Source organism: Bradyrhizobium sp. HKCCYLS3077, from assembly GCF_051167555.1.
Lineage (GTDB): Bacteria > Pseudomonadota > Alphaproteobacteria > Rhizobiales > Xanthobacteraceae > Bradyrhizobium.
This window is the reverse complement of sequence record NZ_JBNPTH010000004.1, coordinates 795,438-820,859: the sequence shown is the minus strand read 5'-3', so window position 1 is coordinate 820,859 and position 25,422 is coordinate 795,438. Positions and strand designations below refer to the sequence as shown.

The 25,422-nt window shown below is 66.2% G+C and carries 27 protein-coding genes; 10 read left to right on the top strand and 17 right to left on the bottom strand.

What is annotated here, in order from left to right:
• Positions 1 to 275: 275 nt before the first annotated feature.
• From purF to ACQR0Z_RS19995, 4 genes are all read right to left on the bottom strand, one after another.
• A complete protein-coding gene (gene purF / locus ACQR0Z_RS20010; RefSeq protein ID WP_434919751.1) occupies positions 276 to 1,772 on the bottom strand; it encodes an amidophosphoribosyltransferase in 1,497 nt (498 codons plus the stop codon).
• Between the two features lie 74 nt (positions 1,773 to 1,846).
• On the bottom strand, positions 1,847 to 2,473 hold the full coding sequence (locus ACQR0Z_RS20005; protein WP_434919750.1) for a CvpA family protein: 627 nt from the start codon (positions 2,471 to 2,473) through the stop codon (positions 1,847 to 1,849).
• Positions 2,474 to 2,648: 175 nt separating this feature from the next.
• Positions 2,649 to 4,148: a DNA repair protein RadA gene (gene radA / locus ACQR0Z_RS20000; protein WP_434919749.1), complete on the bottom strand. Its 1,500-nt coding sequence runs from the start codon at positions 4,146 to 4,148 to the stop codon at positions 2,649 to 2,651.
• Between the two features lie 18 nt (positions 4,149 to 4,166).
• Positions 4,167 to 4,892 (bottom strand): sulfite exporter TauE/SafE family protein, encoded by a 726-nt coding sequence (locus tag ACQR0Z_RS19995; protein ID WP_434919748.1) that lies wholly within the window; start codon positions 4,890 to 4,892, stop codon positions 4,167 to 4,169.
• 256 nt (positions 4,893 to 5,148) lie between these two features.
• Between ACQR0Z_RS19995 and ACQR0Z_RS19990 the strand changes: the two genes are divergently transcribed.
• Positions 5,149 to 5,433: a hypothetical protein gene (locus tag ACQR0Z_RS19990; protein ID WP_434919747.1), complete on the top strand. Its 285-nt coding sequence runs from the start codon at positions 5,149 to 5,151 to the stop codon at positions 5,431 to 5,433.
• On the opposite strand, the gene ACQR0Z_RS19985 is transcribed toward ACQR0Z_RS19990, so the two are convergent.
• Positions 5,425 to 6,402, bottom strand: a complete 978-nt coding sequence (locus ACQR0Z_RS19985; RefSeq protein WP_434919746.1) for a helix-turn-helix domain-containing protein — start codon at positions 6,400 to 6,402, stop codon at positions 5,425 to 5,427. The genes ACQR0Z_RS19990 and ACQR0Z_RS19985 overlap by 9 nt on opposite strands.
• Positions 6,403 to 6,504: 102 nt before the next feature.
• Here ACQR0Z_RS19985 and ACQR0Z_RS19980 point away from each other — a divergent pair, with 102 nt between their 5' ends.
• Together ACQR0Z_RS19980 and ACQR0Z_RS19975 are read left to right on the top strand one after the other, a co-directional pair.
• Positions 6,505 to 7,230: an alpha/beta fold hydrolase gene (locus ACQR0Z_RS19980; RefSeq protein WP_434919745.1), complete on the top strand. Its 726-nt coding sequence runs from the start codon at positions 6,505 to 6,507 to the stop codon at positions 7,228 to 7,230.
• Between the two features lie 154 nt (positions 7,231 to 7,384).
• Positions 7,385 to 7,873 carry a hypothetical protein gene (locus ACQR0Z_RS19975; RefSeq protein ID WP_434919744.1) on the top strand — a complete coding sequence of 163 codons (489 nt, stop codon included), beginning with the start codon at positions 7,385 to 7,387 and terminating at the stop codon, positions 7,871 to 7,873.
• A gap of 19 nt (positions 7,874 to 7,892) precedes the next feature.
• Here ACQR0Z_RS19975 and xth read toward each other — a convergent pair whose 3' ends face one another.
• A complete protein-coding gene (xth, locus tag ACQR0Z_RS19970; RefSeq protein WP_434919743.1) occupies positions 7,893 to 8,663 on the bottom strand; it encodes an exodeoxyribonuclease III in 771 nt (256 codons plus the stop codon).
• Positions 8,664 to 8,690: 27 nt separating this feature from the next.
• Between xth and ACQR0Z_RS19965 the strand changes: the two genes are divergently transcribed.
• From ACQR0Z_RS19965 to ACQR0Z_RS19955, 3 genes are all read left to right on the top strand, one after another.
• On the top strand, positions 8,691 to 8,933 hold the full coding sequence (locus ACQR0Z_RS19965) for a hypothetical protein (protein ID WP_434875781.1): 243 nt from the start codon (positions 8,691 to 8,693) through the stop codon (positions 8,931 to 8,933).
• A 68-nt stretch (positions 8,934 to 9,001) separates the two neighbouring features.
• A complete protein-coding gene (locus tag ACQR0Z_RS19960; RefSeq protein ID WP_434861212.1) occupies positions 9,002 to 9,580 on the top strand; it encodes a GNAT family N-acetyltransferase in 579 nt (192 codons plus the stop codon).
• Positions 9,581 to 9,903: 323 nt separating this feature from the next.
• A complete protein-coding gene (locus ACQR0Z_RS19955) occupies positions 9,904 to 10,866 on the top strand; it encodes a hypothetical protein (RefSeq protein WP_434919742.1) in 963 nt (320 codons plus the stop codon).
• 167 nt (positions 10,867 to 11,033) lie between these two features.
• Here the strand turns inward: ACQR0Z_RS19955 and ACQR0Z_RS19950 are convergent, their stop codons facing one another.
• Entirely contained in the window at positions 11,034 to 11,612 is a 579-nt protein-coding gene (locus tag ACQR0Z_RS19950) for a TetR/AcrR family transcriptional regulator (protein ID WP_434919741.1), read from the bottom strand.
• Between the two features lie 92 nt (positions 11,613 to 11,704).
• Here ACQR0Z_RS19950 and ACQR0Z_RS19945 point away from each other — a divergent pair, with 92 nt between their 5' ends.
• A complete protein-coding gene (locus ACQR0Z_RS19945) occupies positions 11,705 to 12,523 on the top strand; it encodes an SDR family NAD(P)-dependent oxidoreductase (protein WP_434919740.1) in 819 nt (272 codons plus the stop codon).
• A 33-nt stretch (positions 12,524 to 12,556) separates the two neighbouring features.
• Positions 12,557 to 13,870 (top strand): SCP2 sterol-binding domain-containing protein, encoded by a 1,314-nt coding sequence (locus tag ACQR0Z_RS19940; protein WP_434875785.1) that lies wholly within the window; start codon positions 12,557 to 12,559, stop codon positions 13,868 to 13,870.
• Between the two features lie 52 nt (positions 13,871 to 13,922).
• Here ACQR0Z_RS19940 and ACQR0Z_RS19935 read toward each other — a convergent pair whose 3' ends face one another.
• From ACQR0Z_RS19935 to ACQR0Z_RS19910, 6 genes are all read right to left on the bottom strand, one after another.
• On the bottom strand, positions 13,923 to 14,720 hold the full coding sequence (locus ACQR0Z_RS19935; RefSeq protein WP_434919739.1) for a hypothetical protein: 798 nt from the start codon (positions 14,718 to 14,720) through the stop codon (positions 13,923 to 13,925).
• Positions 14,721 to 14,752: 32 nt separating this feature from the next.
• A complete protein-coding gene (locus tag ACQR0Z_RS19930; protein WP_434919738.1) occupies positions 14,753 to 14,929 on the bottom strand; it encodes a hypothetical protein in 177 nt (58 codons plus the stop codon).
• 1,022 nt (positions 14,930 to 15,951) lie between these two features.
• A complete protein-coding gene (alr, locus tag ACQR0Z_RS19925) occupies positions 15,952 to 17,133 on the bottom strand; it encodes an alanine racemase (RefSeq protein WP_434919737.1) in 1,182 nt (393 codons plus the stop codon).
• A 45-nt stretch (positions 17,134 to 17,178) separates the two neighbouring features.
• Positions 17,179 to 18,687, bottom strand: a complete 1,509-nt coding sequence (locus tag ACQR0Z_RS19920; protein WP_434875788.1) for a replicative DNA helicase — start codon at positions 18,685 to 18,687, stop codon at positions 17,179 to 17,181.
• A 273-nt stretch (positions 18,688 to 18,960) separates the two neighbouring features.
• A complete protein-coding gene (locus tag ACQR0Z_RS19915; protein ID WP_434861357.1) occupies positions 18,961 to 19,083 on the bottom strand; it encodes a hypothetical protein in 123 nt (40 codons plus the stop codon).
• A 150-nt stretch (positions 19,084 to 19,233) separates the two neighbouring features.
• Positions 19,234 to 20,484 (bottom strand): class I SAM-dependent methyltransferase, encoded by a 1,251-nt coding sequence (locus ACQR0Z_RS19910; protein WP_434919736.1) that lies wholly within the window; start codon positions 20,482 to 20,484, stop codon positions 19,234 to 19,236.
• Between the two features lie 389 nt (positions 20,485 to 20,873).
• Between ACQR0Z_RS19910 and ACQR0Z_RS19905 the strand changes: the two genes are divergently transcribed.
• Positions 20,874 to 21,593 carry a hypothetical protein gene (locus ACQR0Z_RS19905; protein ID WP_434919735.1) on the top strand — a complete coding sequence of 240 codons (720 nt, stop codon included), beginning with the start codon at positions 20,874 to 20,876 and terminating at the stop codon, positions 21,591 to 21,593.
• A 57-nt stretch (positions 21,594 to 21,650) separates the two neighbouring features.
• Here the strand turns inward: ACQR0Z_RS19905 and rplI are convergent, their stop codons facing one another.
• From rplI to rpsF, 4 genes are all read right to left on the bottom strand, one after another.
• On the bottom strand, positions 21,651 to 22,241 hold the full coding sequence (rplI, locus tag ACQR0Z_RS19900) for a 50S ribosomal protein L9 (protein WP_434919734.1): 591 nt from the start codon (positions 22,239 to 22,241) through the stop codon (positions 21,651 to 21,653).
• Positions 22,242 to 22,291: 50 nt separating this feature from the next.
• Positions 22,292 to 23,239 (bottom strand): hypothetical protein, encoded by a 948-nt coding sequence (locus tag ACQR0Z_RS19895; protein WP_434919733.1) that lies wholly within the window; start codon positions 23,237 to 23,239, stop codon positions 22,292 to 22,294.
• Between the two features lie 132 nt (positions 23,240 to 23,371).
• Positions 23,372 to 23,611 carry a 30S ribosomal protein S18 gene (rpsR, locus tag ACQR0Z_RS19890; RefSeq protein WP_008963441.1) on the bottom strand — a complete coding sequence of 80 codons (240 nt, stop codon included), beginning with the start codon at positions 23,609 to 23,611 and terminating at the stop codon, positions 23,372 to 23,374.
• 5 nt (positions 23,612 to 23,616) lie between these two features.
• On the bottom strand, positions 23,617 to 24,078 hold the full coding sequence (rpsF, locus tag ACQR0Z_RS19885; protein ID WP_434861223.1) for a 30S ribosomal protein S6: 462 nt from the start codon (positions 24,076 to 24,078) through the stop codon (positions 23,617 to 23,619).
• A 372-nt stretch (positions 24,079 to 24,450) separates the two neighbouring features.
• Here rpsF and fabD point away from each other — a divergent pair, with 372 nt between their 5' ends.
• Positions 24,451 to 25,410, top strand: a complete 960-nt coding sequence (gene fabD / locus ACQR0Z_RS19880) for an ACP S-malonyltransferase (protein ID WP_434875792.1) — start codon at positions 24,451 to 24,453, stop codon at positions 25,408 to 25,410.
• The last annotated feature ends 12 nt before the right edge of the window (positions 25,411 to 25,422 follow it).

Below are 25,422 nucleotides of genomic sequence, written 5' to 3'. Positions count from 1 at the left end.
CTCAATTGTCGTCATCCCCGCGGAAGCGGGGATCGATACTCCGCGGCGGTTATGAGGGAGTTGGCTGGTCGTGGCTAGTCCTGCCGGCCAAACGACGTTCGGTGGCTATGGGTCCCGGCTTTCGCCGGGACGACTGCCAACCTTATGCCGTCATTCCGGGGCGTGGCCGCAGGCCTCGAGCCCGGAATCTCAAGGTGAGTCGCGCAAGACAATGTCGAGATTCCGGGTTCGATGCTGCGCATCGCCCCGGAATGACGTCGTGAGGAGAGAGAGCCTCAGCTCGCCTCGGCCAGCAACGACAGCTGATGCTGGGTCGGCTCGACCAGCGACTGGTCGGTGAGGTTGGTCGGGTAGCTGCCGGTGAAGCAGTGGTCGGCGTATTTCGGCGCCGCGGGGTCGCGGGCCGGTTCGCCCATCGCGCGGTACATGCCGTCGATCGACAGGAACGCCAGCGAATCCGCGCCGATCAGCTCGCGCATCTCCTCGAGCGAATGCGTCGCCGCCAAGAGGCCGCCGCGGTCCGGCAGGTCGATGCCGTAATAGTCGGGATAGAGGATCGGCGGCGAGGCCAGCCGGAAGTGCACCTCGGTGGCGCCGGCGTCGCGCATCATGCGCACGATCTTGCGCGAGGTGGTGCCGCGCACCAGCGAGTCGTCGATCAGGATGATGCGCTTGCCCTCGATGGCGGCGCGGTTCGCGGAATGCTTCATGCGCACGCCGGATTCGCGGATTGCCTGGGTCGGCTGGATGAAGGTGCGGCCGACATAATGATTGCGGATGATGCCGAGCTCGAACGGCACGCCCGAATATTGGCTGTAGCCGATCGCCGCCGGGACGCCGGAATCCGGCACGGGGACGACGACATCCACCTCGGGATGGCTCTCGCGCGCGAGCTGCGCACCGAACGCCTTGCGCACCTCGTAGACCGAGCGGCCGCCGACCACGGAGTCGGGACGCGCGAAGTAGATGTATTCGAACACGCAAGGACGCGCCGGCTTCGGCGGGAACGGCTTGTGGCTGTGCATGCCGGTCTCGTCGAAGATCACGACTTCACCCGGCTCGATGTCGCGGATATACCGCGCGCCGATCATGTCGAGCGCGCAGGTCTCCGATGCCAGGATCGGGCAGCCTTCGAGCTCGCCATAGACCAGCGGACGAATGCCGAGAGGATCGCGGGCGCCGATCAGTTTCTTGTTGGTCATGCAGACCAGCGAGTAGGCGCCTTCGATCGCGCGCAGCGCCTCGATGAAGCGGTCGATGAAATTGCTGCGGCGGGAATGCGCGACCAGATGCAGGATGACCTCGGTGTCCGTGGTCGACTGCATGATCGCGCCGGCGCGCACCAGCTCGCGGCGCAAAGTGAGGCCGTTGGTGAGGTTGCCGTTGTGGCCGACAGCAAAGCCGCCCGCGCCGAGCTCGGCGAACAGCGGTTGCACGTTGCGCAGGATCGTCGCGCCGGTGGTCGCATAGCGGACATGGCCGATCGCGGCATTGCCGGGCAGCCGCTCGATCACCTCGCGGCGGGAGAAGGTATCGCCGACCAGGCCAAGACGACGCTCGCTGTGGAAGCGCGCGCCGTCATAGGAGACGATGCCGGCGGCTTCCTGACCGCGATGCTGGAGCGCATGCAGGCCGAGCGCGGTGATCGCAGCGGCATCGCTGTGCCCATAAATGCCAAACACGCCGCACTCCTCGCGCAGCGTGTCTCCATCTAGGTCTGGGTCTCTGGTGTAGGCTTGGGGTCCGAAGTGCAGATCCGCGTCGGAGTCCATGTGGGCTTGGCCTGAAGAGTGTTGGCCGGAAGAATCGTGGTGCTGGTCCATCGCGCCTCTCTTCTGGGCTTGGCTCACTTGGCCGCGGGTTTCTCGATCAGCTTCTTCAAGCTGTCGCGGGCAGGCTTGCTGTACCCATCGCCGCCCGCTCCGGGCGACTCGGTGTCAGTCTGGTCTTCGTCCGGCTTGTTCTTCTTGAATTTCTTTAAAATGGTGTTCTCGGGATCATCAGGCAAGAGCGACATCAGCCAATCCCCGGTTCCCTGCAGGACCACACGGGATTTTGCGCCTGTAACCCAGTCTGGACGCTGCTTGTCCGGCACCAGCCAGCTGAAGAACAGGAACGCGACCACGACGATGAGCAGGCCGCGGCCCAGTCCAAACAGGAAGCCGAGGGTGCGGTCGAGCGCGCCGATCCGCGAATCGAGGATCATGTCCGAGATCTTGACGGTGATGATCGAGACGATCAGCAGCGTGCCCACAAAAGTACCGGCGACCACGACGACGCTCGCCACCGTATCGTTGTTGAAATAGGTCTTGGCGGTCGGCAGCAGCTTCGAGAATGAATAAAGCGTGACCAGAGCGGCCGCGCCCCAGGCGGCGATCGAGAGAATCTCGCGCATGAAGCCGCGGACCATCGCGAGCAGCCCCGAGATCAGCATGACACCGAGCAGGATGAGATCGAGGATCGTTACGGGCATCGGCTGCTCAGGTCCGCTTCACAGGTCCAAGGTTCGCTTCGAATCGCCCGGGATCGCTGCTGCTCCAGGTGGAGCGGAGCAGGGTTCCCCAGCAAGTCCGGATCCGGCACGATGCCGTGCGCGCGCCCGGTTGCGGCGTTGTATAGCGGCGAGTCACGGGAACGTCACGGTCCGGCTAGCCGTCCTGGCGGCGGAATCTCGCTGGTGTGGCATTTTTTTCGGCATGGCTCGGGGCGCGGCGGCCCTGATCGCGCGAATCGTCGTCGTCTCGGCCGCTGCTGTGGCGCGCGCGTGGCGTACCGCGCGCGGCGATGTCTGCAACCAACGAGGTGAGTCCGCCGACGGTATTGAGGTTGAGGCCGGCATCGCCGCCGGCCTCGCCGCGGGCGCGCTCCGGCAGCACGACGCGGAGAAAGCCAAGCTTGGCGGCTTCCTTCAGCCGCGCGGACGTTTGCGCCACCGGGCGTACGGCGCCGGATAGCGAGATTTCGCCGAAATAAACTGCGTCGGGCGGCAACGGCGCGTTCACCAAGGAAGAGACCAGTGCTGCAGCCGCCGCTAGGTCCGCGGCGGGCTCGTGGATGCGCAGGCCGCCGGCGACGTTGAGATAGACGTCGTGGCCGGACAGCTTGACGCCGCAATGCGCCTCCAGCACCGCCAGCACCATCGACAGCCGGCTCGGATCCCAGCCGACCACGGCCCGGCGCGGCGTGCCGAGCGACGTCGGCGCCACCAGTGCCTGCATTTCGACCAGTACGGGCCGCGTGCCCTCGATGCCGGCAAACACGGCGGTGCCGGGGCTGCCGAGATCGCGCTCCGACAGGAACAGCTCCGAGGGGTTGGTGACCTCGCGTAAACCCAATCCCGTCATTTCGAACACGCCGATCTCGTCGGTCGGGCCGAAGCGGTTCTTCACCGCGCGCAGGATGCGGAACTGCTGCGAGCCTTCGCCCTCGAACGACAAGACAGCATCGACCATGTGCTCGACGACGCGGGGACCCGCGATCTGGCCGTCCTTGGTGACGTGGCCGACCAGGATGATGGCGGCGCCGGATTTCTTGGCGAACCTGATCAGCTTCTGCGCCGAGGCGCGGACCTGGGTCACCGTGCCCGGGGCCGATTCCACCGTGTCGGTCCACATCGTCTGGATCGAATCGATCACGATCAGCCGCGGCACAGTGCCTTCGGACAGGGTCGAGATGATGTCCTCGACCGAGGTCTCGGCCGCCAGTTGCACCGGCGCATCCGCAAGCCCCAGCCGCTCGGCGCGCAGCCGCACCTGGGCGACGGCTTCCTCGCCCGAGATGTAGACGGCGCGGTGGCCGGCACGCGCCATCATCGCGGTGGTCTGGGTCAGCAGGGTCGACTTGCCGATGCCGGGATCGCCGCCGACCAGGAGAATGGAGCCGCGCACAAAACCGCCGCCGGTGACGCGGTCGAGCTCGGTCATGCCCGACGACAGCCGCGGCGCATCGATGCTCTTGCCGGTCAGCGATTCCAGCTGGAAGGTGCGGCCCTTGCGCTTGGAGCGCAGCGACACCGGCGCGGAGGTCGCACCCGTGGTGTCTTCCTCGGCCAGCGTGTTCCACTCGCCGCAGGCCTCGCATTTGCCCTGCCAGCGCGAATAGGCCGCGCCGCAATTCTGGCAGACAAAGGAGAGGGCGTTCTTGGCCATGGGGAAGAATCGATGCGGTCAGGAATGGGTGGCGTTCCATAACATACTTAGGCCCGCGGCCAGCATGATGCCATCCATCACCAGCCGGAACACGTCCGGCTTCATGTGCAGCACGAAGCGCTTGGCGACGAAGGCGCCGGCCATCAGCGAGCCGCCGGCGATCAGGCCTTTCAGCAGGATATCCGGCGTCAGCGCGCCGAACCGCTGGAAGGTGATGGATTTCGAAACGTAGAGCCCAAGCGAGCTCGCCGCCTCCGTGGCGAGGAAGGCGCCCTTCGACAGACCATAGAACAGAAACAGCGGCACACTGAGCGGTCCGGTCGAGACCACGATGCCGGTCAGAAATCCGATCACCGCACCGCCGAGCGCGAGGTGCCAGAGGCTGGCCTTGATCTCATGCCGCGCCAGCCAATGCCGCACCGGCACCATGGCCATGAGAAACAGCCCGATGGTGATGTCGACGGCGTGTGACGGCAGGATCAGGAGCGTGCGCGCGCCGAGGGCCGCGGCGGGAATGCCCGTCACCGAATAGGCTGCGCAGGCGCGCCAGTCGACCTCGCGCCACCACGCCAGGATGCGCGACAGGTTCGCCATCACGGCCGCCACCGCCATGATCGGCACGGCTTCTTTGGGCCCGTACTGATAGGCGAGCACCGGCATCAGCATGATCGAGGAGCCGGTGCCGACGATGCCGGACAGCGTGCCGGCGACAAGGCCGACGGCGAGGACGAACAGGAAGCCCAAGGGTGTCGTCCTCCGCAGGGATGAGGCACGACCTTTCCGCCCGTCATTGCGAGGAGCGAAGCGACGAAGCAATCCAGGGCTACGCCCGCGGCCCTGGATTGCTTCGCTGCGCTAGCAATGACGGAGGAGAGAGCTGCGCCGGTGGTTAACGGGTGGTTCGACCCGACTCGAAATCGCCGATGATTGTGCGTCTGCATCTTTAAAAGTTGAAGCGTATTCGTCGCAACACGATCCGATGTTTTCGAGCGAGACGACGATGCGCAGCGACCACCGGCCGAGACTTACGCCATCCGCATCCGCGTTTCCGCTGTTCGCAGGCGCGATGCTGGCGATGGAGGCGGGCGAGGTGATCCGCCTGCGGCTCGAGAAGTTCGCGCGCTGCGATCAGGACGCCTCTCAAGAGGCGCAGTTGATGGTGGCCGAGAAGATCGCGGCCGCCTTCGAGGCCGCGGCAAGCCTTTGCGCCGGTGCATCTCCGGCGTCGATCGTCGGCCGCTATCGCGAGCACGTCGCGGCCAATGCGCGACGGCTGTCAGCCTGAGTTGGACTGCGCGCGCCAGTCGCGCGGGCGCTGGCCGAAGCGCTGCTTGAAGCGGCGCGTGAAATGCGACAGATCCGAAAATCCCCAATCGAACGCGATGCGGCCGATGTCGCGGTCCGCGCAGGCGGGATCGCGCAAGTCGCGCGCGACGCCGTCGAGCCGGCGCGCCATCACGATCTCCGAGAAGCTGGTGCCGGCGCGCGCCAGGAGCTTGTGCACGTAGCGCTCGCTGATCCCCACGACGGACGCGATGGTGGCGACCGTCAGGCCGGGCTCTCGCAGCCGCTCGTGAATGGCGCGGCGCAGCGCCAAGGTCGTGGCATCCGCAAACGAGGCCGTGGCATGCGCCTCCCCGCTGCGCGACACGCTCAGCGCGACCAGATCGAGCAGCACGTCGAACAGCGCCGTGGCGTCATCAGCCGAGAGTCGCAGCGCATTGGCATTGAGCGAACGGGCGGTCTCGACGATCAGCGCGCCGAGGCAGGGATCGTCCGACAGACGCGTCGGCACGATGTCCTGAACGGCCGGCAGCCGGCCGAACAACGCAGTGGCGGGCACGCGAAACGAGATGACGCCGAGCGACGGGCCGCGATCGTGCTGCAGCACGAAGGTGCGGTCGCTGTCGAAAATGCCGACCTGTCCGGCCGACAGGCTGACCTCGTGCTCGTCCTGCTGGATGGTGCAGCGGCCGGCGAGCTTGAGGTTGAGGTAGAAACAGCGCTGGTCGGAGGCCGCGATGTCGGTGCGCGAGCGGCGCACGATGTGCTCCGGGAAGGTGACGCGATTAATGGCGCCGCTGCCGAGGCTGACATGCTGCACCTCCGCCGTAAAGCCGGTGCCGCGCGCGGGCTCAGGCGTAAGGTTCATGAAGGCCTGGCAGATCGCCTCGCGATAGTACGAGAACTGCTCGGCCGGCCGCACCGCCGCCGTATTCCAGCTCCGCTGACGCTCAGCCTCCACGCCCGGCATCGGTTCACTCCGAGACCAATTGGTTCAGTTGCAGCCAAGCGCGGCGACCGCGGTCCGGCCATCCTCCTTGCACCGTCCCTCATCGTGCAAAGGAACAAGATCATGTCAACCTACGTCCTGGTCCACGGCGCCTGGCATACCGGCGCCGAGCTCGAGCCGGTCGCTGCGCCGATCCGCGCCGCCGGCCACACCGTGCATCTGCCGACCATCCGCGGCAACCGTCCGGGCGATCCCAAGACCGTGGGCCTCGACGAGGCCATCAGCTCGATCGTCGACTACTTCACCGCGCACGACATCACCGACGCCGTGCTGATGGGTCATTCCTATGGCGGCATGGTCATCACCGGGGTCGCCGATCGCATCCCGGAGCGCATCCGCCGCCTGATCTACTGGAATGCGTTCGTGCCCAATGACGGCGAATGCCTCAACGACATGGTGCCGCCGCACTATGTCGCGCTGTTCGATGCCGTCAGTAAAGAGCGCGGCGACGGCTCGGTGGTGCTGCCGTTTCCGATCTGGCGCGAGGCCTTCATCAACGATGCCGATCTCGCCACTGCAACGCGGACCTATGAGATCCTCAATCCGCATCCGAACAAGACCTTCACGGATCCGATCAAGCTGAAGACCAATCCCGCCGAAATGACGATCGCCAAATCCTACATCAACTGCACCGAGGACACGGCGCTGCCGCACAGCCTGTCATGGCATCCGCGCCTGTCCGGCAAGCTCGGCCTGTTCCGGCTGGTGCAGGTGCCCGGCAGCCACGAGCTGTGCTTCTCCGATCCCGCGCGGCTGGCGCAGGCGATCATGGATGCCGGGCGGGACTGACGCCGCGACGGTTCTCCGTGTGACGCCGGTTCGACAATCATTTCTGGTTGTGACCGGCGTCACATTCGCTGGGCGCGGGACCTGTCAGATTAATCTCCGATGAACGGACCCGGTTGGTCAGCAGTCTCTGTCACAGGCATCGGAGAACGCAGTCATGGCCCAGCTCCATCTCACCTCGTCCAAGCTTCTCAGTTCGAAATCGGCCGCGCCGTCGGGCGGATCGAAAACCGGCTGGCTCGCGATGGCCGCCGGCGTGATCACCACGGTGTTCGCCGCGATCGGCGCGGTCAACAGCGTCATCCCCGCCGCCGCCAATGTCGGCACCAAGGTGCTCGAGACGCTGAACCTGCCGGCCTGCCTGCGCTACAGCGACCGCTATGAGGGCACGCAGAGCGCCTTCCGCAAGGAGGGCAAGCTGTGGCGCGAATATCCGCGGGGGTCGGAGACCTTCAGCTACGAGTTCAAGGAGATCCGGCGCACGCCCCAGGAGATCATGCTGTGGAACGTGACGCCGCGCGCCAACGTGCCGGATGCGGCAAGCCTCGTCGTGCATCTGCCGGTGTGCGGCGGCATGGCGGTGCTGACGGAGGGGCTGCCGGAGCACTCCACCAATCTCGAGCAGGTCTGGCCGGATCGCGGCTGACGCCGTGACGCGGCCGCGCCTACTTCAACACGATCCAGGCCGGCGCGTGATCACTGGCGCCGTCCTCGCCGCGAATGGCGCGATCGACGCCGGCTTTCTTGAGCCGCGGCGCGAGTTGCGGGCTGAGCAGCAGATGATCGAGCCGCAGTCCGGCATCGCGTGGCCAGCGGTTGCGCTTGTAGTCCCAGAACGTGAACATCGGCGCCTCCGGATGCAGCATGCGGATCGCGTCGCACCAGCCCTGATCGACCAGCGCGCGAAAGGCCGCGCGGCTCTTCGGCTGGATCAGCGCATCCTTGTCCCACGACTTCGTTGGGTAGATATCCAGCGGTGTCGGCGCGACATTGTAGTCGCCGGCGAGCACGACCGGCAGATTGTCCTTGATGAACTTGGCCGCATGCCTGTGCAGCCGCTTGAACCAGGCGAGCTTATAGTCGAATTTCGGCCCCGGCTGCGGATTGCCGTTCGGCAGATAGAGACAGCCGACGACGATGCCGCGCACGGCGGCCTCGATGTAGCGCGCCTCCTTGTCGGCGGGCGCGCCGGGCAGGGCGGTGCGGATCAGCACCGGCTCCGCCTTGCGCGCGAGGATCGCGACGCCGTTCCAGGTCTTCTGCCCCTGCCACACCGCGCCATAGCCGGCCTTTCCGATCTCATCGATCGGAAATTCGCCTTGCGCACATTTCAGCTCCTGCAGGCAGACGATGTCCGGCTTGGCGGCGCGCATCCAGGCCAGCAAGTTGGGGAGACGCCGCCGGACATTGTTGATGTTGAACGTCGCGATCTTCATGATGCCGCCGCTTGGGGGAAGGGTCGGATGAAAAAGCTCGCAACCGCCATTTTGTTCACGCTGACGATTGCCGCCGTCCCTGCGGCGCAGGCGCAGCGGCTGCCGACCGACGAGGAGCGTGCCGCCTGCCAGGCCGATTACGACAAGTTCTGTATCGGCCTGATCCCCGGCGGCGGCCGCATCATCGCCTGCCTCACGCGGAACTATGCGCAACTCGCCGACGCCTGCAAGAAGATGGTCGACGCCTACAAGGCCGAGGTCAAGGAGTAGATTGCATCGGAGATGCGTCCGGCGCTCAGTGCTGCTACGCTGGCAGGATCAATGCACGAGTACGTCCCATGGCCAAGCCGCCGATCCCGCATCCGATCCTGTCGACCTCGCGGCTGACGCTGCGCCAGTTTCGCCCCGATGATGCGGAAGGCCTGCATCGCTGCTACGGCGACGCGGCCGCGATGCGGTTCTGGAATCACACCGCTCACACCAAGCTCAGCGAGAGCGAGCGGAGCGCCCGCCGCTTCATCGATTGCACGCCGTCCTACTACCGGTTCTGGGCCGTGGCGGAGGCCAAGAGCGACCGCTGCATCGGCATGGTCAACTATCACGACGGTCAGATGAAGAGCCGGCGCGTCACGATCGGCTACATCGTCGATCCCGCCCGGCAGCGCGAGGGCATCGCCTTCGAGGCTGTGGCTGCGATGCTCGACTTCTGTTTCGGCGAGCTCGGCCTGCGTCGGGTGCAGGCGCTCATCCATCCCGACAACGCCGCCTCGCGCGGATTGGCGGAAAAGCTCGGCTTCCACTGCGAGGGCCGGCTGCGCGATCATCTGCGCGTCGGCGGCGAATGGCGCGACGACATGCTCTACGCGCTGTTGGCGACGGACGCGCGCGGGTGGACGCCGGGTCTCCGGACCACCTGAGCGCGGCGCCCCGCCGGTTGTGTCGGGCGTGTTTGGGGGCCATGCGGCCGAATGCGGTCGCCCGCCTTTGGCCAGGCTTGCCGCGGGGGATCTCGCGCGGGCCGCATGCGGCGCGTTAGGAGGATCTTAACTACGATCCGGTCGCCGCAACTATCGAGCTACCGCTCGAAGTGTTTCTGAATGTATCATGTAACCTCTCACTCTTGACCCTCACCTCGGCAACCCACGAGCCCCAGGCGGCCAGACGCTCGCCTGGATGTTCGACCTCAGGTCGAGAAATGGGAAGAGCGCCATTCAAGAATTGAAACGCGCGAGATAGTGACATGAATGTTCCTGCACTTCTGATTGCGACCGCTTTCGGCGCGGCATTTCTGGCCGCGGAGCTGCGCTGGCAGATCCATCCGTCGACCACGATCAGCCCCACCGTGGTCATGAGCGCCCTGTCTTCCGAGCACATGAAAGCGCGAACGGCGGTTCGCAATGTGCTGCTCGACCCGGACTCGGCGCAGTTCGAGAGCATGCGCTCGGTGACCGAGGGCACCTCGAAGCTCGTTTGCGGCCTCGTCAAGGCGAGGGATCGAAGCGGCAGTCTTTCCCAGGCCGCCTTCGTCTATGCCGTCGACATCGATTTCGCCCGTGTCGATGATGGCGGACGGATGACGCGCCAGCAGTCGGCCTACAGGCCATGTCCGGCGCCGGAGGCCGAGCAGACGATCGCGCAGACCGACAAGAAACTCACGCTATCGCCGACCGCGCTCGCTCTGGTGAAGACCGCCCAGAAGCTGATCCCCGAGGGCGATCCCGCGACCTTGACCGAGTTGTCGGCGACGCTCGCACCTGGGGGAGCCTCCGGTGGAGGCGGGGCAGGCGGCCAGCGCCTGGAGCAGCAGATCGGCGCGCTCGCCGCGCGCACGGCGCTTCCCGCGTCGGGCGGCATTTCAGGGCAGGGTGGCGCTGGGACCGAAAGAGTCGCCGTCAGCAAGCCGGTCGAATGGCGCGCCGATCAGCCGCCACGTGCCTGGCCAAAGTTTCCGCAAGGCCATCCGCTGGCGGAGCCGGCGCCGAAGCGACCGCCGGCGGACGCGCTGGCCATGGCGAAAGACGTCGAGGAGCGCTGGAAAAAAGCGGAAGCCGCCGGCGATCCGCGGCTGCGTCCGTCATCGAAGCAGATCAGGGAGGCCTGCCGGGCGCTGCTGACGATCGACACCATCGACATCGAGTATCGCCAGGCCTGGGCGGCGTTCGTCCGCCTGCAGGAGATGGATAGGGTCGTCGCGGCTGGCTAGTCCGCCGGGATCACCAGCATCGGGCCAAACGAGGCTACGCGACCGCCCCGTAGCCAGCGTGAGCGTCGTGACAGGGAGGCCGGCCTGTCATGCGCGGTTTGCGTCGCATGTCGCTGCAGGCGACCGAGGCGTGGAACGCCGCAACGACGAGGGAGAGCGCCGCGCGGTCACGGCGCGGCGAGCCGATCCTGTGCGGCCGCGATGATCTCGTCCTGGAGCGGCGAGGGACCGAGCGCGCGCGCCATCACGACCGTGCCGACCAGCATCGTCAGCGTGCGGATCGCGTCCGCGCGCGCCGCCTCGGTGGCCACGCCGCGCGCAACCAGGCCGGCCGTCACGCGGGCAATCAGGTGTTCGGCGCCGTCGGCAAACTCCGCGCCGAGCACCTCCGGCATCCGTCCGGCGTCGGTGCCGAAGCCCGCGGCAGGGCAGCCCATGCCCGGGTTGGCGACGTGCTCGCGGGACAGATAGCGCGCCACATAGGCGGAGAGCGCGGCGTCGGCGCCGGCCGCGTCGATGTCGCGGTCGATGCCGCTCGCCATGGTCGCGAAGGCGTGCCGCGAGGCGGCAGTCAGCATGTCGTTCTTCGAGGCGAAGTGCCGATAGAAGCCGCCCTGGGTCATGCCGGCGGCCGCCATGACGTCCGCAATGCTTGCGCCTGCGACCCCGCGCTCGCGCAGCAGCCGCGCCGCCGTTTCGATGATTTTCTCTTTGCTTTCAGCGGCTTGTTCTCTGGTCTTGCGCATCCGGTCGAGCCTGTTCCGTTTCGCTTGACAATTTAGCGGTCGTTCGACATCTTTGCAATTAGAGTTCGATCGTAATCTAAAAGGGGTGATCCATGACCAGCCGAGTTCAATTGCCCCTGGCCGAAGCCCAGCGCCTCCGGCGGGCCTATGGGGCCTGCGCGGTCGTCACCGGAGCGTCTGACGGGATCGGACGGGCAGTGGCGATGCGGCTCGCCGAAGCCGGCTTCGAGCTCGTGCTGGTCGCGCGGCGTCTGGCGGTGCTGGACGCGCTCGCCGATGAACTGGCGCCGCAGATGCGCGTCCGTCCCTTCGTGATCTCAGCCGATCTCTCGCGGCCCGACGATGTTGCCGGTGTCGCGCAGCAGACCGCGCATCTCGATGTCGGCCTGCTGGTTGCGGCCGCAGGTTTCGGCACCTCTGGTCCGTTCGTCGAGGGTGATCTGGCAGCCGAACTCGACATGATCGACGTCAACTGCCGTGCGCTGGCGCAGCTCACGCATCTGTTCGGCCGCCGCTTTGCCGCGCGACGGCGCGGCGGCATCGTGCTGATGAGTTCGCTGGTGGCGTTCCAGGGCGTGCCGCGCGCCGCCAACTACGCGGCGACCAAGGCGTTCGTGCAGAGCCTTGCCGAGGGGCTGGCACCGGAGCTCAGGCCGCTTGGCGTCGACGTCCTGGCCTCGGCGCCGGGGCCTGTGATGAGCGGCTTCGGCCGGCGCGCCCGGATGACGATTGCGAGCGGCCAGACGCCCGACGAGGTCGCGGTCGGCACGCTCAAGATGCTGGGCCGCCGCACCACGGTGCGGCCCGGCTTTCTCGCCAAGGCGCTGGAGGCGAGCCTGATGCTGCTGCCGCGCTCAGGCCGTGCCGCGATGCTGGCGCGGGTGATGGCCGGCATGACGAAGACGGCGTGAGCCGATGCGTCCCAAAGCCCGGAGCGCGAAACCATGACCACCGAGACGCTGTCCGCCTTTGCCGTTCCGTCGCCTGCGCCGCCGCGGCTCTCGGCCCAAGAGCTGCTCGATCTCGCCCGCGCCTGCGGCGCCGACGATAGCGGGCTGGCCTCGATCGAGGATCCCAGCCTCGCCGAGGATCGTCCGCATATCCTCGCGGCGTTTCCGAAGGCACGGACGCTGCTGGTGCTGGTCGGGCGAATGCATCGCGAGCCGGTCCGCTCGCCCGCGCGCTCGGTCGCCAATCTCGAGTTTCATCGTTCGGGCGACCACATCGACGAGGTCGCGCGCGGCATCGTGCGCGCGCTCGAGGATCGCGGCATCCGCGCGCTCAATCCGGCGATGGCGTTTCCGATGGAGATGGACAACTTCCCGGACCGCGCCTGGATCGTGTCGCACAAGCGCGCCGCCGAGGCCGCCGGGCTCGGCCGCATGGGCATCCATCGCAGCGTGATTCATCCGCGCTTCGGCAGCTTCATCCTGCTCGGTACGGTGCTGATCGCCGCCGAGGTCGATGCGGTCGCAACCCCGCTCGATCACAATCCATGCCTGGAGTGCAAGCTGTGCGTCGCCGCCTGCCCGGTCGGCGCGATCAAGCCCGACGGCGCGTTCGACTTCTCCGCCTGCCTCACCCACAATTATCAGCAGTTCATGGGCGGCTTCGTCAACTTCGTCGAGGACATCGCCGAGGCGAAGTCCGTGAAGGATTTGCGCGGCCGCACCAGCTACGCCGAGACGGTGACGCGCTGGCAGAGCCTCGCCTATGGGCCGAACTACAACGCCGCCTATTGCCTCGCGGTCTGTCCGGCGGGTCACGACGTCATCGGCCCCTATCTCGCCGACCGCAAGCAGCACGTGACGGATGTGCTCGAGCCGCTGACGCGCAAGACCGAGCCGGTCTATGTCGTGCCCGGAAGCGACGCCGCCGACTACGTGACGCGGCGCTTTCCGCACAAGAAGGTCCGCTTCGTCCGGTCGAGCGCGCGGGCGACCTCGATCCGCGGCTTCCTGCAGGGCATGCCGCTGACCTTCCAGCCCGGCAAGTCGAAGGGCCTGGAAGCGACCTATCACTTCACCTTTACCGGCCAGGAGGCGGCGCAGGCCACCGTTACCATCCGCGACCGGCGTTTGACGGTTCAGCCGGGCCATGTCGGCAGGGCCGACCTCAGCATCACCGCCGATGGCAAGGCGTGGCTGCGCTTCCTCGCCAAGGAGATCTCGGTGGCGCGGCTGATCCTGACCCGCGCGCTGCGGCTGAAGGGGCCGGTCCGCCTGATGGCGGCGTTCGGCAAGTGCTTTCCGTCCTGATGCCGGACAAGGCGTCAACCCAGTGAGGCAAGGAAGCGCTGTTGCCGGGATTTCACACGGTCCGGTCGGATCGGTGGTCCTGATGAAGCGGTCCTTCGCTCACCTGACGGTCGTCATCCGCCAGGCTGCTGTGGTTTGATGGTTGTTCGGCGCTGGTGCCGCCGCCCGTGTCTGTCGAGGCGGCAGGCGCGTCAACGTGTTGCTCCTCTGCCGGCGATGAAGATGGTTGCGGTTGATCGTCGTCGCGACCGCCGCGCAGACGCCGGTGCAGCTTTTCGCCCTGGTCGAAGATGATGCCGAGCAGCCAGCCGGCGATCGGCCGCGCGATCGCGCGGAACGATCGGGCGATGATGAAGCCGCCCTTGACGTTCTCGATCGGGAAGGCAAGCGCGTTGATCAGCGTGTCCGCTGTGACGTGCCGGTAGTTGTTCGCCAGATGCTCGGAGTTGATCAGCATCTGGATGGCAGGCTTGTCGTCGTCGCCGTTGACCAGGATCTTCGCGAAGAACCTGACCGACCCGGTCACTTCATTGGCGGCCGCCGCGGGGAGGGGATGCAGGCGCACCACGCTGGCTTCGGTTTCCTTGCGGTAGTGGATCGCGAGCGTGAGCTCGCCCATCTGCACGGCGGCCAGCAGCGTGTCGAGGTAGGCCGCATCGATCTCGGGGCGCTCGAATTTGACGCCCGGCACCATCTCGATGATATCGAGAATGCGGCCGAGATCCGCCGCCGCCGCCGCACGGGTCGCGAGGCTCGCGGCGAGGTCGGCAATGGCGCTGGAGGCTTTAGCAAACTGCCCGCCGACGCTTTTGGCGGCGCCGCTGGCAAGATCCTTGAGCTTGGAGAACACGGCTCACTCCCCTCCGTGACCATGCGGCAGCATTATGCGGTTGCCTCATGGGCCGCCATCAGCATCTGCTCGACGATCGCATCGAATTCTGACTTGCCAATGGGATCGGTCGCAGCCAGTTCGTCGTACGATTTGCGGTAAGGCTCCCACCAATGGTGATGAACTCCCGCGCGATGAAGCACCCGAGCAGCGGCCTCGACTTCTGCCAATGATGGCCGCCACATGCCCGATACCCCCTGAGCCGCGTTCTGTCGACGGACGGTCCGACTGATAGCTTTTCACGCCGCTTGCCTGATTTGGAGGGCAAACATGATCGTTGCAAGAGCGTGTACAGCCGAAGGGTGCGCCGAGATGCCAATTTGTCGAATGATCTCAAGGCGACTCACCCTGTCCAGTGCTACGCGGAAAAATATTTGCCTTTCGTTTTTCCGAAAATCATGATTGTATAGCGCCGTCCCGCCTCGATACGAGGGGCGCATCGCGATCGTCACGACACGCGGGGTGGGATGCGGTGGGCGCTTCGGGTCGCAGCATGGCTTGGCCGTGCGGACGAACGGCTCGGGGCGCACGTCGAAAACGTATGGTCCTGGCATCTCGACGCTGATGCTACGCCGGCGGTGATGATCCGCTAGCTACGGGGGCAAGAACGCCCGATCCCCGGGGAGAGTACGCATAAGGCGTAGACCCATCGCGCAGGGAATGCCGGTTGACCGGCTGGACCTGTGGTGACTGCCGCCTGCTACATTTTCTGCAGGCGGGCCATGGGTTGCGGCCAGCACCCGGCATTCCCTGCGCCCTCGTTTTGAGAAGAGGGCGAAAACGAGATGCAAGCCTCGGCGCAAACTGCGCGCGAGAACGATGAGACGTGTCCTGTCATGAGGCGGAATGACAGCTCTTCAAACGCGGTCGTCATCCCCGCGAAGGCGGGGATCCAGTACGCCGCGGCCCATCGAGAACTCACAGCTGTCTCTGGAATACTGGATCGCCCGGTCAAGCCGGGCGATGACAGCAGAGGGGGCGGACGATCATCGGGCTTGCAGGCGCAGAGCAGCGCAATTGGGCTACGGCCGCGAGAGGCGTCGCAAATTCGGGCCGATATCTATCAGTTCGTCATTGCGAGCGTGGCGAAGCAATCCAGGGCGGCGGGCGGGATTCTGGATTGCTTCGCTGCGCTCGCAATGACGTCGAGGAGGCAGCAACGCAAAACAACGTCGACCGCCGCTGCGAAAACTCAGCTCTCCGCGAGCGCCGCACCACCTTTGTAGATGCGATGATAGCGCCGGCCGAGATTGGTCAGGACTTCGTAGCCAATGGTGCCGAAATGATGCGCGAGTTCGTCGACGGTGATGCCTTCACCCAGCAGGGTGGCGAAGTGGCCGCGGCGGGCGGCTTTCGGCGGCAGGTCAGTGACGTCGACGGCGATCAGGTCCATCGACACGCGGCCGGCGACCGGGCAGCGCTGGCCGGCGATGATGACGTCGGCGCCGCGGGTGCCGTCGTTGGACGAGGCCGCGCGGAAATAGCCGTCGGCATAGCCGGCGGAGAGAATGGCGATCTTCGTCGGCCGGCGCGCCGTCCAGGTGCCGCCATAGCCGACCGTGTCGCCGCGGGCGAGGTCGCGCAGCTGCACGATGCGGGCCTTGATCTCGGCGACCGGCTGCATCGGGTTGTCGGCCTCCGGCGTCGGGTTGACGCCGTAGAGCGCCGCGCCGGGGCGCACCATGTCGAACTGGAAGGAGGCGCCGAGGAAGATGCCGGAAGAGGCCGCGAGCGCGGCCGGCACGCCGGGGAACACGCTGGTGACCTCGCGAAAGGTCGCGAGCTGGCGCGCATTCGCGGGGCTGTTGACCTGCTCGGCGGAGGCGAGATGGCTCATGACGAGGGTGATGCCATGGTCGCCGCTCTGGATGCGCGGGATCATGCCTTGCGCATCAAGCGGCGTCAGGCCGAGCCGGTTCATGCCGGTATCGACATGAATGGCGGCGCCGCCCTTCCAGCCGGTGCGGCGGCAGAACATGTCCCACTCGGCGAGCTCGTTGAGATCACCGATCACGGGGCGGCAATTGATCGCGGCGTAGTCGTCGCCGGTGTTCTGGAAGAAGCCGTCGAGCACATAGAGCGCGGCCGAGTCAGGCAGGGCGCTGCGGGCGACCTTGGCTTCGCCGAGCGTGGCGACGAAGAAGGTCTTGCAGCCGGCCGCGGCCAGCGTGCGCGCCACCTGCGGGATGCCGCAGCCGTAGGCGTCGGCCTTGATCACGCCGGCGCATTCGGCCGGTACCGCGGTCTTTTCCAGCTTGCGCCAATTGGCGGCGAGCGCGTCGAGATCGATGGTCAGCACGCCGGTGGCGCTGGCGGGGATGTCGTCCACCGCCGAAGCGGAGGGCTCGGCGGGTTTCGGTTCGGGAACAGTCATGCGGCGCTTTTACGCGCCGCAGCGCATCCGTTCAACAGCACACGGTCAATAGTCGTGATGCTGCGGCGGCATACCATCATGCGCAAGATCGCCGAACCGGGTGACCGAGGCGTCGAAGTGCAGCTCGACGGTGCCGGTCGGACCGTGACGCTGCTTGCCGATGATCACTTCGGCCTTGCCCAGCGCCTGTTCCATTTCCATCTGCCACTTCTGGTGCTCCTCGGTGCCGGGGCGCGGCTCCTTGGCGGCGAGGTAGTATTCGCCGCGGTACACGAACAGCACGACGTCGGCGTCCTGCTCGATCGAGCCGGATTCACGCAGGTCGGACAGTTGCGGCCGCTTGTCGTCGCGGTTTTCGACCTGGCGCGACAGCTGCGACAGCGCGATGATCGGAACGTTGAGCTCCTTGGCCAGCGCCTTCAGGCTGGTGGTGATCTCGGTGATTTCCTGCACGCGGTTGTCGCTGCCGCGTTTGCCGGAGCCGGCAAGCAGCTGGATGTAGTCGATCACCAAGAGGTCGAGGCCCTTCTGACGCTTCAGCCTTCGGGCGCGCGCCATGACCTGAGAGATCGAGATGCCGCCGGTTTCGTCGACATAGAACGGCAGCGACTGCAATTCGATCGAGCATTCGCGCAGCTTCTCGAAATCGGCCTCGGTGATGCCGCCGCGGCGGATCATGCTGGAGGGAATGCCCGAGCGCTCGGCGACGATACGGGTGGCGAGCTGCTCGCCGCTCATTTCGCACGAGAAGAACCCGACGACGCCGCCCTGCGCCGCCTTGTAGGTGCCGTCAGGCTGCAGTTCCGGAACGTAGGCCTGGGCGACGTTATAGGCGATGTTGGTGGCGAGCGAGGTCTTGCCCATGCCGGGACGGCCGGCGAGGATGATCAAGTCGGAATGCTGCAGGCCGCCCATCTTGGCATCGAGGTCGCGCAGTCCCGTCGAGATGCCCGACAGCTTGCCGTCGCGCTGGAACGCCTTCGCGGCCATATCGAGGGCGGTGGTCAGCGCCTGCGAGAATTTCTGGAAGCCGCCGTCATAGCGGCCGGATTCGGCGAGCTCATAGAGCCGGCGCTCGGCGTCCTCGATCTGGTTGCGCGGCGCGAAGTCGACCGGCGCGTCATAGGCGACGTTGACCATGTCCTCGCCGATGCCGATCAGGTCGCGTCGCAACGACAGGTCGTAGATGGTGCGGCCATAGTCCTGCGCGTTGATGATCGTCGTGGCTTCGGCGGCGAGCCGCGCGAGATATTGCCCGACGGTCATGCCGCCGAGATCGACGTCCGCCGGCAGGAATGTCTTCAACGTCACGGGCGTGGCGATCTTGCCCATGCGGATGAGACTCGCCGTCGTCTCGAAGATCGTCTGGTGCAGCGGCTCGTAGAAATGCTTCGGCTCAAGGAAGTCGGAGACGCGATAGAACGCGTCGTTGTTGACGAGGATCGCGCCGAGCAGACCCTGTTCCGCCTCGATGTTGTGAGGCGCGCTGCGATAGGTCGGCGTCGCGGCGTCCGTCGGAGCAAGCTTGAGTACGTTCGAATCGGTCAATGCCATGGCCGTGTTTAGCAGCTTTGAAGGGGAGGGGATAAAGCGCCAGTCGCCGACGAAGCGGAAGCGAAAGCTGCGCGCTATTCACCGTCCGGTAAATTTGGTGGATGAATCCGGACTCGCCAGATGCCGTGCTTGACGGAACCTGGAGGACTCAAAGCCGCACTGGCCGGAATTCACGTTTCATGCCGGGGAAGGGTGCAGCACGTTCGATGGTCTGCGAGACGGAGACAGGAACTGGCGCGTCCACTGCGGCGGCGCGTGGACCGGCGCGGCGGGTCAGACCAGCAGCAGATAAATCAAGGCGATGAGGGACGCGCCCACACCGGCAGCAATCAGCGCGTAGTCGGTGCTGAAGTCGGTCTGAGGTTCCAACATGGCTCGTGCAGTGCTCTGGGACATGCCGGGACTTTACGGCCGGAGTTCACCGGGGTCTGTGAGCCAGTTCACAGACCGCACGGTTTGTTCGAAAATTTGAGACGGATCAGCGGGAATTCGTGCTGGAGATGTCTCTTTACAATTTGTCAGCCTGAGATTGAGGCGCCGCGCGTCCTACTCGCCCGCCATCCGCAACGCCGGCCGATAGCCCCGCTCGACGGCGCGCAGGCGCGCCTCCTCGCGATGGATGTAGTCGCGCGTCATCGGCACGATGCCCTGCCGCTTCGTCAGCTGGATCTGGAAGTTCATCATGTTCTGCTTGCGGAACGCCATTTCGGAGGCGGCAAGGTAGAACTCCCACATCCGCGCGAAGCGCTCGTCATAGAGCTGCACGGCGTCTTCGCGGCGGGCCATGAAGCGCTCGCGCCACGCCTTCAGCGTCTCGGCGTAATGCAGCCTGAGGATCTCGATGTCACACACCAGCAGGCCGGCGCGCTCGATCGCGGGCAGCACTTCCGAGAGCGCCGGAATGTAGCCGCCGGGGAAGATGTATTTGGCGATCCACGGATTGGTGGAATCCGGTCCCTCCGAGCGGCCGATCGAGTGCAGCAGCATCACGCCGTCGTCGTCGAGCAGCTCGGCGCAGCGGCGGAAGAACGTATCGTAGAACGCGACGCCGACATGCTCGAACATGCCGACCGAAACGATGCGGTCGAAGGTGCCGGGCACGTCGCGATAGTCCTGCAGCAGGAAGCGCGCGGATGCGGAGAGATCGCGCTCGGCCGCGCGGGTGTTGGCGACCTGCAATTGCTCGGACGACAGCGTGACGCCGGTGACGTCGGCGTTGCACATCTCCGCGAGGTAAAGTCCGAGCCCGCCCCAGCCGCAGCCGATGTCGAGGATCCGCTGGCCGGGATCGATCAGCAGCTTTGCCGCGAGGTGGCGCTTCTTGGCGAGCTGGGCGTCATCCAGCGTGGTGTCGGGCGTGTCGAAATAGGCGCAGGAGTATTGCCGGTCGGCATCGAGGAACAGCGCATAGAGCCGGCCGTCGAGATCGTAGTGATGCGCAACGTTTTGGCGCGACCGTGCCCGGATGTTGAGCTGGCGCAGATGCCGGACGAGGTAGCGCAGCCACCATTGCGGCTTGGCCCATTCCGGCATCACGGCCGGCTGGCTCATCACGATGGACAAGAGGTCCGTGATCGATCCGCGCTCGATCACGAACGTCCCGTCCATATAGGTCTCGCCGAGGGCGAGCTCGGGATTGACGAGCAGCCGGCGCTCGGCGTCCCGGGTCAGAAAACGCGCCGCCACGGGGACGCCGGTCCCGTCTCCGCAAGCGAAGGTAACACCGTCGGCGGTCGTGAAGCTGATCGACCCACGGCAGATAAAACGACTCAACAGACTACGCAGCAAACGGTCCATTCCCACCACCCAACGAGCTATCCCCGTGAGATGCTGACTTGCCCGGCCGTCGCACTCGACGCGTTGAGAACCGATTGGTTCCCATTCTACCTTTCCATATGTTAGTCAGCAGGCATAAAGCGTGCCATGGCCACGGACACAAAGCCGTTATTCCGAAATCACATGAGCACGGGACATCTCCGCGCAGGAACACATGTGCGCTTTCAATCCCGCCGCAATTCGCTAAAAAGGCCGCGGCCAACGGCCTTTGGGCCGGTGTCCGGCGGGGGAGCCGGGCCAGGTCTTCGAGGGTACGTCGTCGACGATTGCGAGACGGCGTGAAGGGAACACGGTTGCGGATGTCGCGCAGAACGGCGCCGTGTGGGCAGAACCATAGCTGGAGAATGAGAATGGTGGGCCGAGCGCTCAATTTGGCGACGGTGGTGGCTTTGTTCTGCATCGGCTTGGCCGGTGCGGCTGCGGCGCAGGAAAATCTCGACGCGGGCAAGAGCCCGGCGCAGATCTTCAACGGCACCTGCGTGGTCTGCCACAAATCACCGCGCGGTCTCGCCAAGAACACATCGCCGGGATCGCTGCCGGGCTTTCTGCGCCAGCACTATACCACCAGCCCCGAAATGGCCGGCGTGCTCGCCAACTACCTGATCTCCAATGGCGCCACCGATGCCCGCTACATGGGGCATTCGGGCAAGGACGCCCGCGAGACGCGCTCCGAGCGCCGCGCCCGGTCGGCCGCGACCGAGCCCGCCGAGGCGAAGCCGGAGGCCGATGGTGCTGCTCAGCAGGACGGTCGCCGCGGACACCATTCCAAGCGACGGTCGGCCCCGACCGAGGCCAAGCCGGAAGCAGGGGCTGAGCCGCCGGTGGCGGCGCCCGACGGCGAGGCGCGTCCGAAGAGCAAGGGCAAGCGCAAGAAGCCGGACCAGGACGGTGCCTCCTCCGAGGACACGCCGAGCGAAGCGACCGGCGCGACCAGGGCGTCGGCCGTGCGCGGCGAGAGTGCGGCGCGCTCCGAGCCTCCCGCGCTGGAGACGCCGAAATCGAGCGATGCAGCGCCTGCGCTGCGTGCCGATCCGGTTCCGCCGGTGACGCCGGCGCCGGCCAAGGACTGAATGAAAAAAGCCCGGCTCGATGAGCCGGGCTTCGTTTTTTGGCAGATGCCGCGCGGCTTACTGCGCAGCCGGCTCGGCAGCGCCTTCGTCCTGGGCCTCCGGATCGAAGAACTCGCCGGCGGCGGCGATGGCTTCGGCGGCGGCGTCGAGGTCCTCCTGGCGGGTCGAGATGTCCTCGCCGCGCTTGATGCGCTCGGCCTCGTCGGCGCTGCGGGCCACTGTCACGGTCACCGAGGTCTCGACCTCCGGGTGGATCGCGATGGTGATCTTCTGCTGGCCGATGGTCTTGATCGGCGCATCCAGCCAGACCTGCGGACGGCTGACGGTGATGCCGTCGGCGGCGAGCGCGTCGACGATGTCGCGGACCGAGACCGAGCCGAACAGCTGGCCGGATTCGGAAGCTTGGCGGATGACGACGATGTCGCGGCCGTCGATCTTCTCGGCAACCTTGGACGCCTCGCCCTTGGCCTTGATGTTGTTGGCCTCGAGCTCGGCCTTCATGCCCTCATACTTGGCCTTGTTCTCGGCGGTGGCCCGCAGCGCCTTCTTGCGCTTGAGCAGGAAGTTGCGGGCGAACCCGTCCTTCACTTTGACGATCTCGCCCATCTGGCCGAGCTTGGCGACACGTTCCAGCAGAATGACTTCCATCGATGTTCTCCTTCAAGATGTTCGGAAGCGGTTGGTGTGAGGTTGGTCTTTCAGGGCACCGGCAACGGCGGCGGCCGCCGCGGCCCAAACCGGTGGCGGAGGTCGAAGGCGGCGTCGGCGAGGCCGAGCGCGACCATGGCGAAGACAGGGATTGGCCAGATGAAGGTCAGCATCAGCGCATAGGCGAGGCCGAGCCAGAGCGGGCGGGTTCGCAGCGGCAAGGTCAGCGTATGCAGCACGGCAAAGCCGGTGAGCGCATAGGCCGTCAGCAGCGCCGCCGCGGCGATCCGCGCCAGCAGGCCGATCAGGCCGTCCGGGAAGCAGAAGGCGATGATGGCGAACAGCGCGGGGAGCGTCATCACCGGCAGCTTGGTCTCGCGCAGACGCGGCCATGGGCGCATCAGCCGGCCGGAGATCGCGGTGATCTTGGCGGCGATCACCACGTTCAGCGCCAGCACCGTGGTCATGATCATCGCGACCATCATCGGCGCCAGGAAGACCAGCAGGTCGAGCAGCCGGGGAATGTCGACGCCGTCGGGCGCACCGGTCTTGGCCAGCACGCGTTCCAGCATCCGCCTGAAGGATTGATTCGTGGCCGTCGCATCCGTCCCGAAGGCGAACGCGATGATCAGCGCGGCGATCACGGCGATCCAGAGCAGGATATGGCCCGCCGGATACCATTCGACGAAGTCTTGACCCGATGGGCCGGTCGTCGCCCGGCCGAGCAGGATCAGGTGGCCGAGCCACCAGGCGGGAAGGGCAACGGAGATCGCAAAGATCTCGGCGCGCGTAAAGCTGAAGGCGGCCAGAACGCAGGCCGTCGCGAACAGCCCGCCGATGACGGCGCAGAGGCGGCCCCAGGTGATGCCGGCGACCAGCAATGGAACGGGAGCGAACAGCGCGAGCACGATCGACATCATCACGCCCGACATCGTCGAGGCGAACATGACAGCGGAGGCAGCGCCTGCCGCGAGCGCGATGAGAATCTGTGCGATCATCAGCTGTCCCGCTCCCTTCGAGCGGTTAGAGGCGACGGGGCCCCAACCATCGGCGACCGGACGACCCGGAAGCCTTATGAGAATTCGAGAAAGAGAACCGGCGGCGCGAGGCCGCCGGTCTCGGGTCCACTATCAGCGGATGACGTAGGGCAGCAGGCCGAGGAAGCGGGCGCGCTTGATGGCGCGGGCCAGCTCACGCTGCTTCTTGGCCGAGACGGCCGTGATGCGGCTCGGCACGATCTTGCCGCGCTCGGAGACGTAGCGCATGAGCAGCTTCGAATCCTTGTAATCGATCTTCGGCGCGTTCGGGCCCGAGAACGGGCAGGTCTTGCGGCGGCGGAAGAACGGGCGACGTGCGGGGGCTTCAGCCATTGATGTTACTCCTCGTCCGCAGTTTCTTCGTCACGGGGCCGGCGCGGGCCACGATCGCCACGGTCACCGCGATCGCCACGGAAGCCGCCGCCATCGCGCTCACCACGGAAGCCACCGCCACGGTCGTCGCGCTCACGGTCGCGATCGGCCTTGCGCATCATCGCCGACGGGCCTTCCTCGAGCTCCTCGACGCGGACGCTGAGGTAGCGGATGACGTCCTCGCTGATCCGCTCCTGGCGCTCGATCTCGGCGATCGCCGCGGACGGCGCGTCGATGTTGAGCAGCACGAAGTGCGCCTTGCGGTTCTTGTTCATGCGGTAGGTGAGGGAGCGAACGCCCCAATTCTCGGTCTTCGTGACCTTACCGCCGAGACCCTCGACGATACCGGTCATCTGAGCCGTCAGTTCTTCCACCTGCTGGGTGCTCGCGTCCTGACGCGCGAGGAAAACATGCTCGTAAAGCGGCATGGCTGTCCTTTCCAAGTTGGCGCAAATCCCGGCGTCAAGCCCTTCGAGACCTTGTGGAAAGGACTCGCAGACGTCAGCTCAGAAGGCGGGAACACGGGACGACGGGCCGACTGGCCCTGCCACATCAAAGCCGCCTGGACGTCCTGGAGGTTGGAATTCCCCAGGATGAAGCAAAGCGATTTTGCTGGGACCGTCCGTTCAGCTCCCGGCTCGGGATTCACGGATGGCGGGCCTTATACCGATTTTCGCAGCCGAGGCAAGGGAAAGTGGTCGAAGTGCGCCCGTCGCGCGCTTGACATCACGGGGCCGGCCAGTGTCTTTCCGGCCAAAGTTACTCAATTCCAGGGATTTTGGAACGTTCAGGGAGCGGCCATGACGGCAGCATTCACTTTTCCGGGGCAGGGGTCCCAGGCCGTCGGCATGGGCAAGGCGCTCGCGGACGCGTTTCCGGCGGCCCGCGCCGTGTTCGATGAGGTCGATGCCGCGCTCGGCGAGAAGCTGACCGCGACGATCTGGGAAGGCCCCGCCGAAACCTTGCAGCTGACCGAAAATGCCCAGCCGGCCCTGATGGCGGTGTCGATGGCGACCCTGCGCGTGCTGGAGACCGAGGCCGGGTTCGCGGTCGGCCGCGACGCCGCCTTCGTGGCAGGCCATTCGCTCGGCGAGTATTCGGCGCTGGCCGCCGCCGGCAGTCTGACGATCGCCGATACCGCCCGCCTGCTGCGGACGCGCGGGCTGGCCATGCAGAAGGCTGTTCCCGTGGGTGTCGGCGCCATGGCTGCGCTGCTGGGGATGGATTACGAGGCGGCGGTGGCTGTCGCCGAGGAGGCGGCCCAGGGCGAGGTCTGCCAGGCAGCCAATGACAATGGCGGTGGCCAGGTGGTGGTGTCCGGCAACAAAGCTGCCGTTGACCGCGCCGTGGAGATCGCACGCGGCAAGGGCGCCAAGCGCGCCATGCTGCTGCCGGTCTCCGCGCCCTTCCACTGCCAGCTGATGCAGCCGGCTGCGGACGTCATGGCCGAGGCGCTGGCGAGGGTCACGATCAAGGCTCCGGCCGCGCCGCTGGTGTCCAACGTCCTGGCCGCGCCGATCAGTGATCCCGAGGAGATTCGCCGGCGCCTGGTCGAGCAGGTCACGGGAACGGTGCGCTGGCGCGAATCGGTCGCCTATATGGCGGGTCAGGGCGTCACGCGCTTCTTCGAGATCGGCGCCGGCAAGGTGCTGAGCGGGCTGGTCAAGCGGATCGCCGACGGCGCGGTCGGCGTCGCCGTCGGCGGGCCGGCGGATATTGCGGCGGCGAAGGATGCGCTGGCCGCGGCGAAGGCATCGTAAGAGGCTGCGTCA

Coding starts and splice junctions, on each gene's coding strand:
- rpsR (WP_008963441.1), bottom strand. CDS start 23,611: ATGGCTGAAGCCCCCGCACGTCGCCCGTTCTTCCGCCGCCGCAAGACC.
- ACQR0Z_RS19920 (WP_434875788.1), bottom strand. CDS start 18,687: ATGGCATTGACCGATTCGAACGTACTCAAGCTTGCTCCGACGGACGCC.
- ACQR0Z_RS19960 (WP_434861212.1), top strand. CDS start 9,002: ATGGCCAAGCCGCCGATCCCGCATCCGATCCTGTCGACCTCGCGGCTG.
- ACQR0Z_RS19910 (WP_434919736.1), bottom strand. CDS start 20,484: ATGGACCGTTTGCTGCGTAGTCTGTTGAGTCGTTTTATCTGCCGTGGG.
- ACQR0Z_RS19905 (WP_434919735.1), top strand. CDS start 20,874: ATGGTGGGCCGAGCGCTCAATTTGGCGACGGTGGTGGCTTTGTTCTGC.
- ACQR0Z_RS19965 (WP_434875781.1), top strand. CDS start 8,691: ATGAAAAAGCTCGCAACCGCCATTTTGTTCACGCTGACGATTGCCGCC.
- ACQR0Z_RS19915 (WP_434861357.1), bottom strand. CDS start 19,083: ATGTCCCAGAGCACTGCACGAGCCATGTTGGAACCTCAGACCGACTTC.
- ACQR0Z_RS19950 (WP_434919741.1), bottom strand. CDS start 11,612: ATGCGCAAGACCAGAGAACAAGCCGCTGAAAGCAAAGAGAAAATCATC.
- radA (WP_434919749.1), bottom strand. CDS start 4,148: ATGGCCAAGAACGCCCTCTCCTTTGTCTGCCAGAATTGCGGCGCGGCC.
- alr (WP_434919737.1), bottom strand. CDS start 17,133: ATGACTGTTCCCGAACCGAAACCCGCCGAGCCCTCCGCTTCGGCGGTG.
- ACQR0Z_RS19940 (WP_434875785.1), top strand. CDS start 12,557: ATGACCACCGAGACGCTGTCCGCCTTTGCCGTTCCGTCGCCTGCGCCG.
- ACQR0Z_RS19895 (WP_434919733.1), bottom strand. CDS start 23,239: ATGATCGCACAGATTCTCATCGCGCTCGCGGCAGGCGCTGCCTCCGCT.
- ACQR0Z_RS19980 (WP_434919745.1), top strand. CDS start 6,505: ATGTCAACCTACGTCCTGGTCCACGGCGCCTGGCATACCGGCGCCGAG.
- purF (WP_434919751.1), bottom strand. CDS start 1,772: ATGGACTCCGACGCGGATCTGCACTTCGGACCCCAAGCCTACACCAGA.
- fabD (WP_434875792.1), top strand. CDS start 24,451: ATGACGGCAGCATTCACTTTTCCGGGGCAGGGGTCCCAGGCCGTCGGC.
- ACQR0Z_RS19955 (WP_434919742.1), top strand. CDS start 9,904: ATGAATGTTCCTGCACTTCTGATTGCGACCGCTTTCGGCGCGGCATTT.
- ACQR0Z_RS19985 (WP_434919746.1), bottom strand. CDS start 6,402: ATGCCGGGCGTGGAGGCTGAGCGTCAGCGGAGCTGGAATACGGCGGCG.
- ACQR0Z_RS20005 (WP_434919750.1), bottom strand. CDS start 2,473: ATGCCCGTAACGATCCTCGATCTCATCCTGCTCGGTGTCATGCTGATC.
- rpsF (WP_434861223.1), bottom strand. CDS start 24,078: ATGCCGCTTTACGAGCATGTTTTCCTCGCGCGTCAGGACGCGAGCACC.
- ACQR0Z_RS19975 (WP_434919744.1), top strand. CDS start 7,385: ATGGCCCAGCTCCATCTCACCTCGTCCAAGCTTCTCAGTTCGAAATCG.
- rplI (WP_434919734.1), bottom strand. CDS start 22,241: ATGGAAGTCATTCTGCTGGAACGTGTCGCCAAGCTCGGCCAGATGGGC.
- xth (WP_434919743.1), bottom strand. CDS start 8,663: ATGAAGATCGCGACGTTCAACATCAACAATGTCCGGCGGCGTCTCCCC.
- ACQR0Z_RS19945 (WP_434919740.1), top strand. CDS start 11,705: ATGACCAGCCGAGTTCAATTGCCCCTGGCCGAAGCCCAGCGCCTCCGG.
- ACQR0Z_RS19990 (WP_434919747.1), top strand. CDS start 5,149: ATGCGCAGCGACCACCGGCCGAGACTTACGCCATCCGCATCCGCGTTT.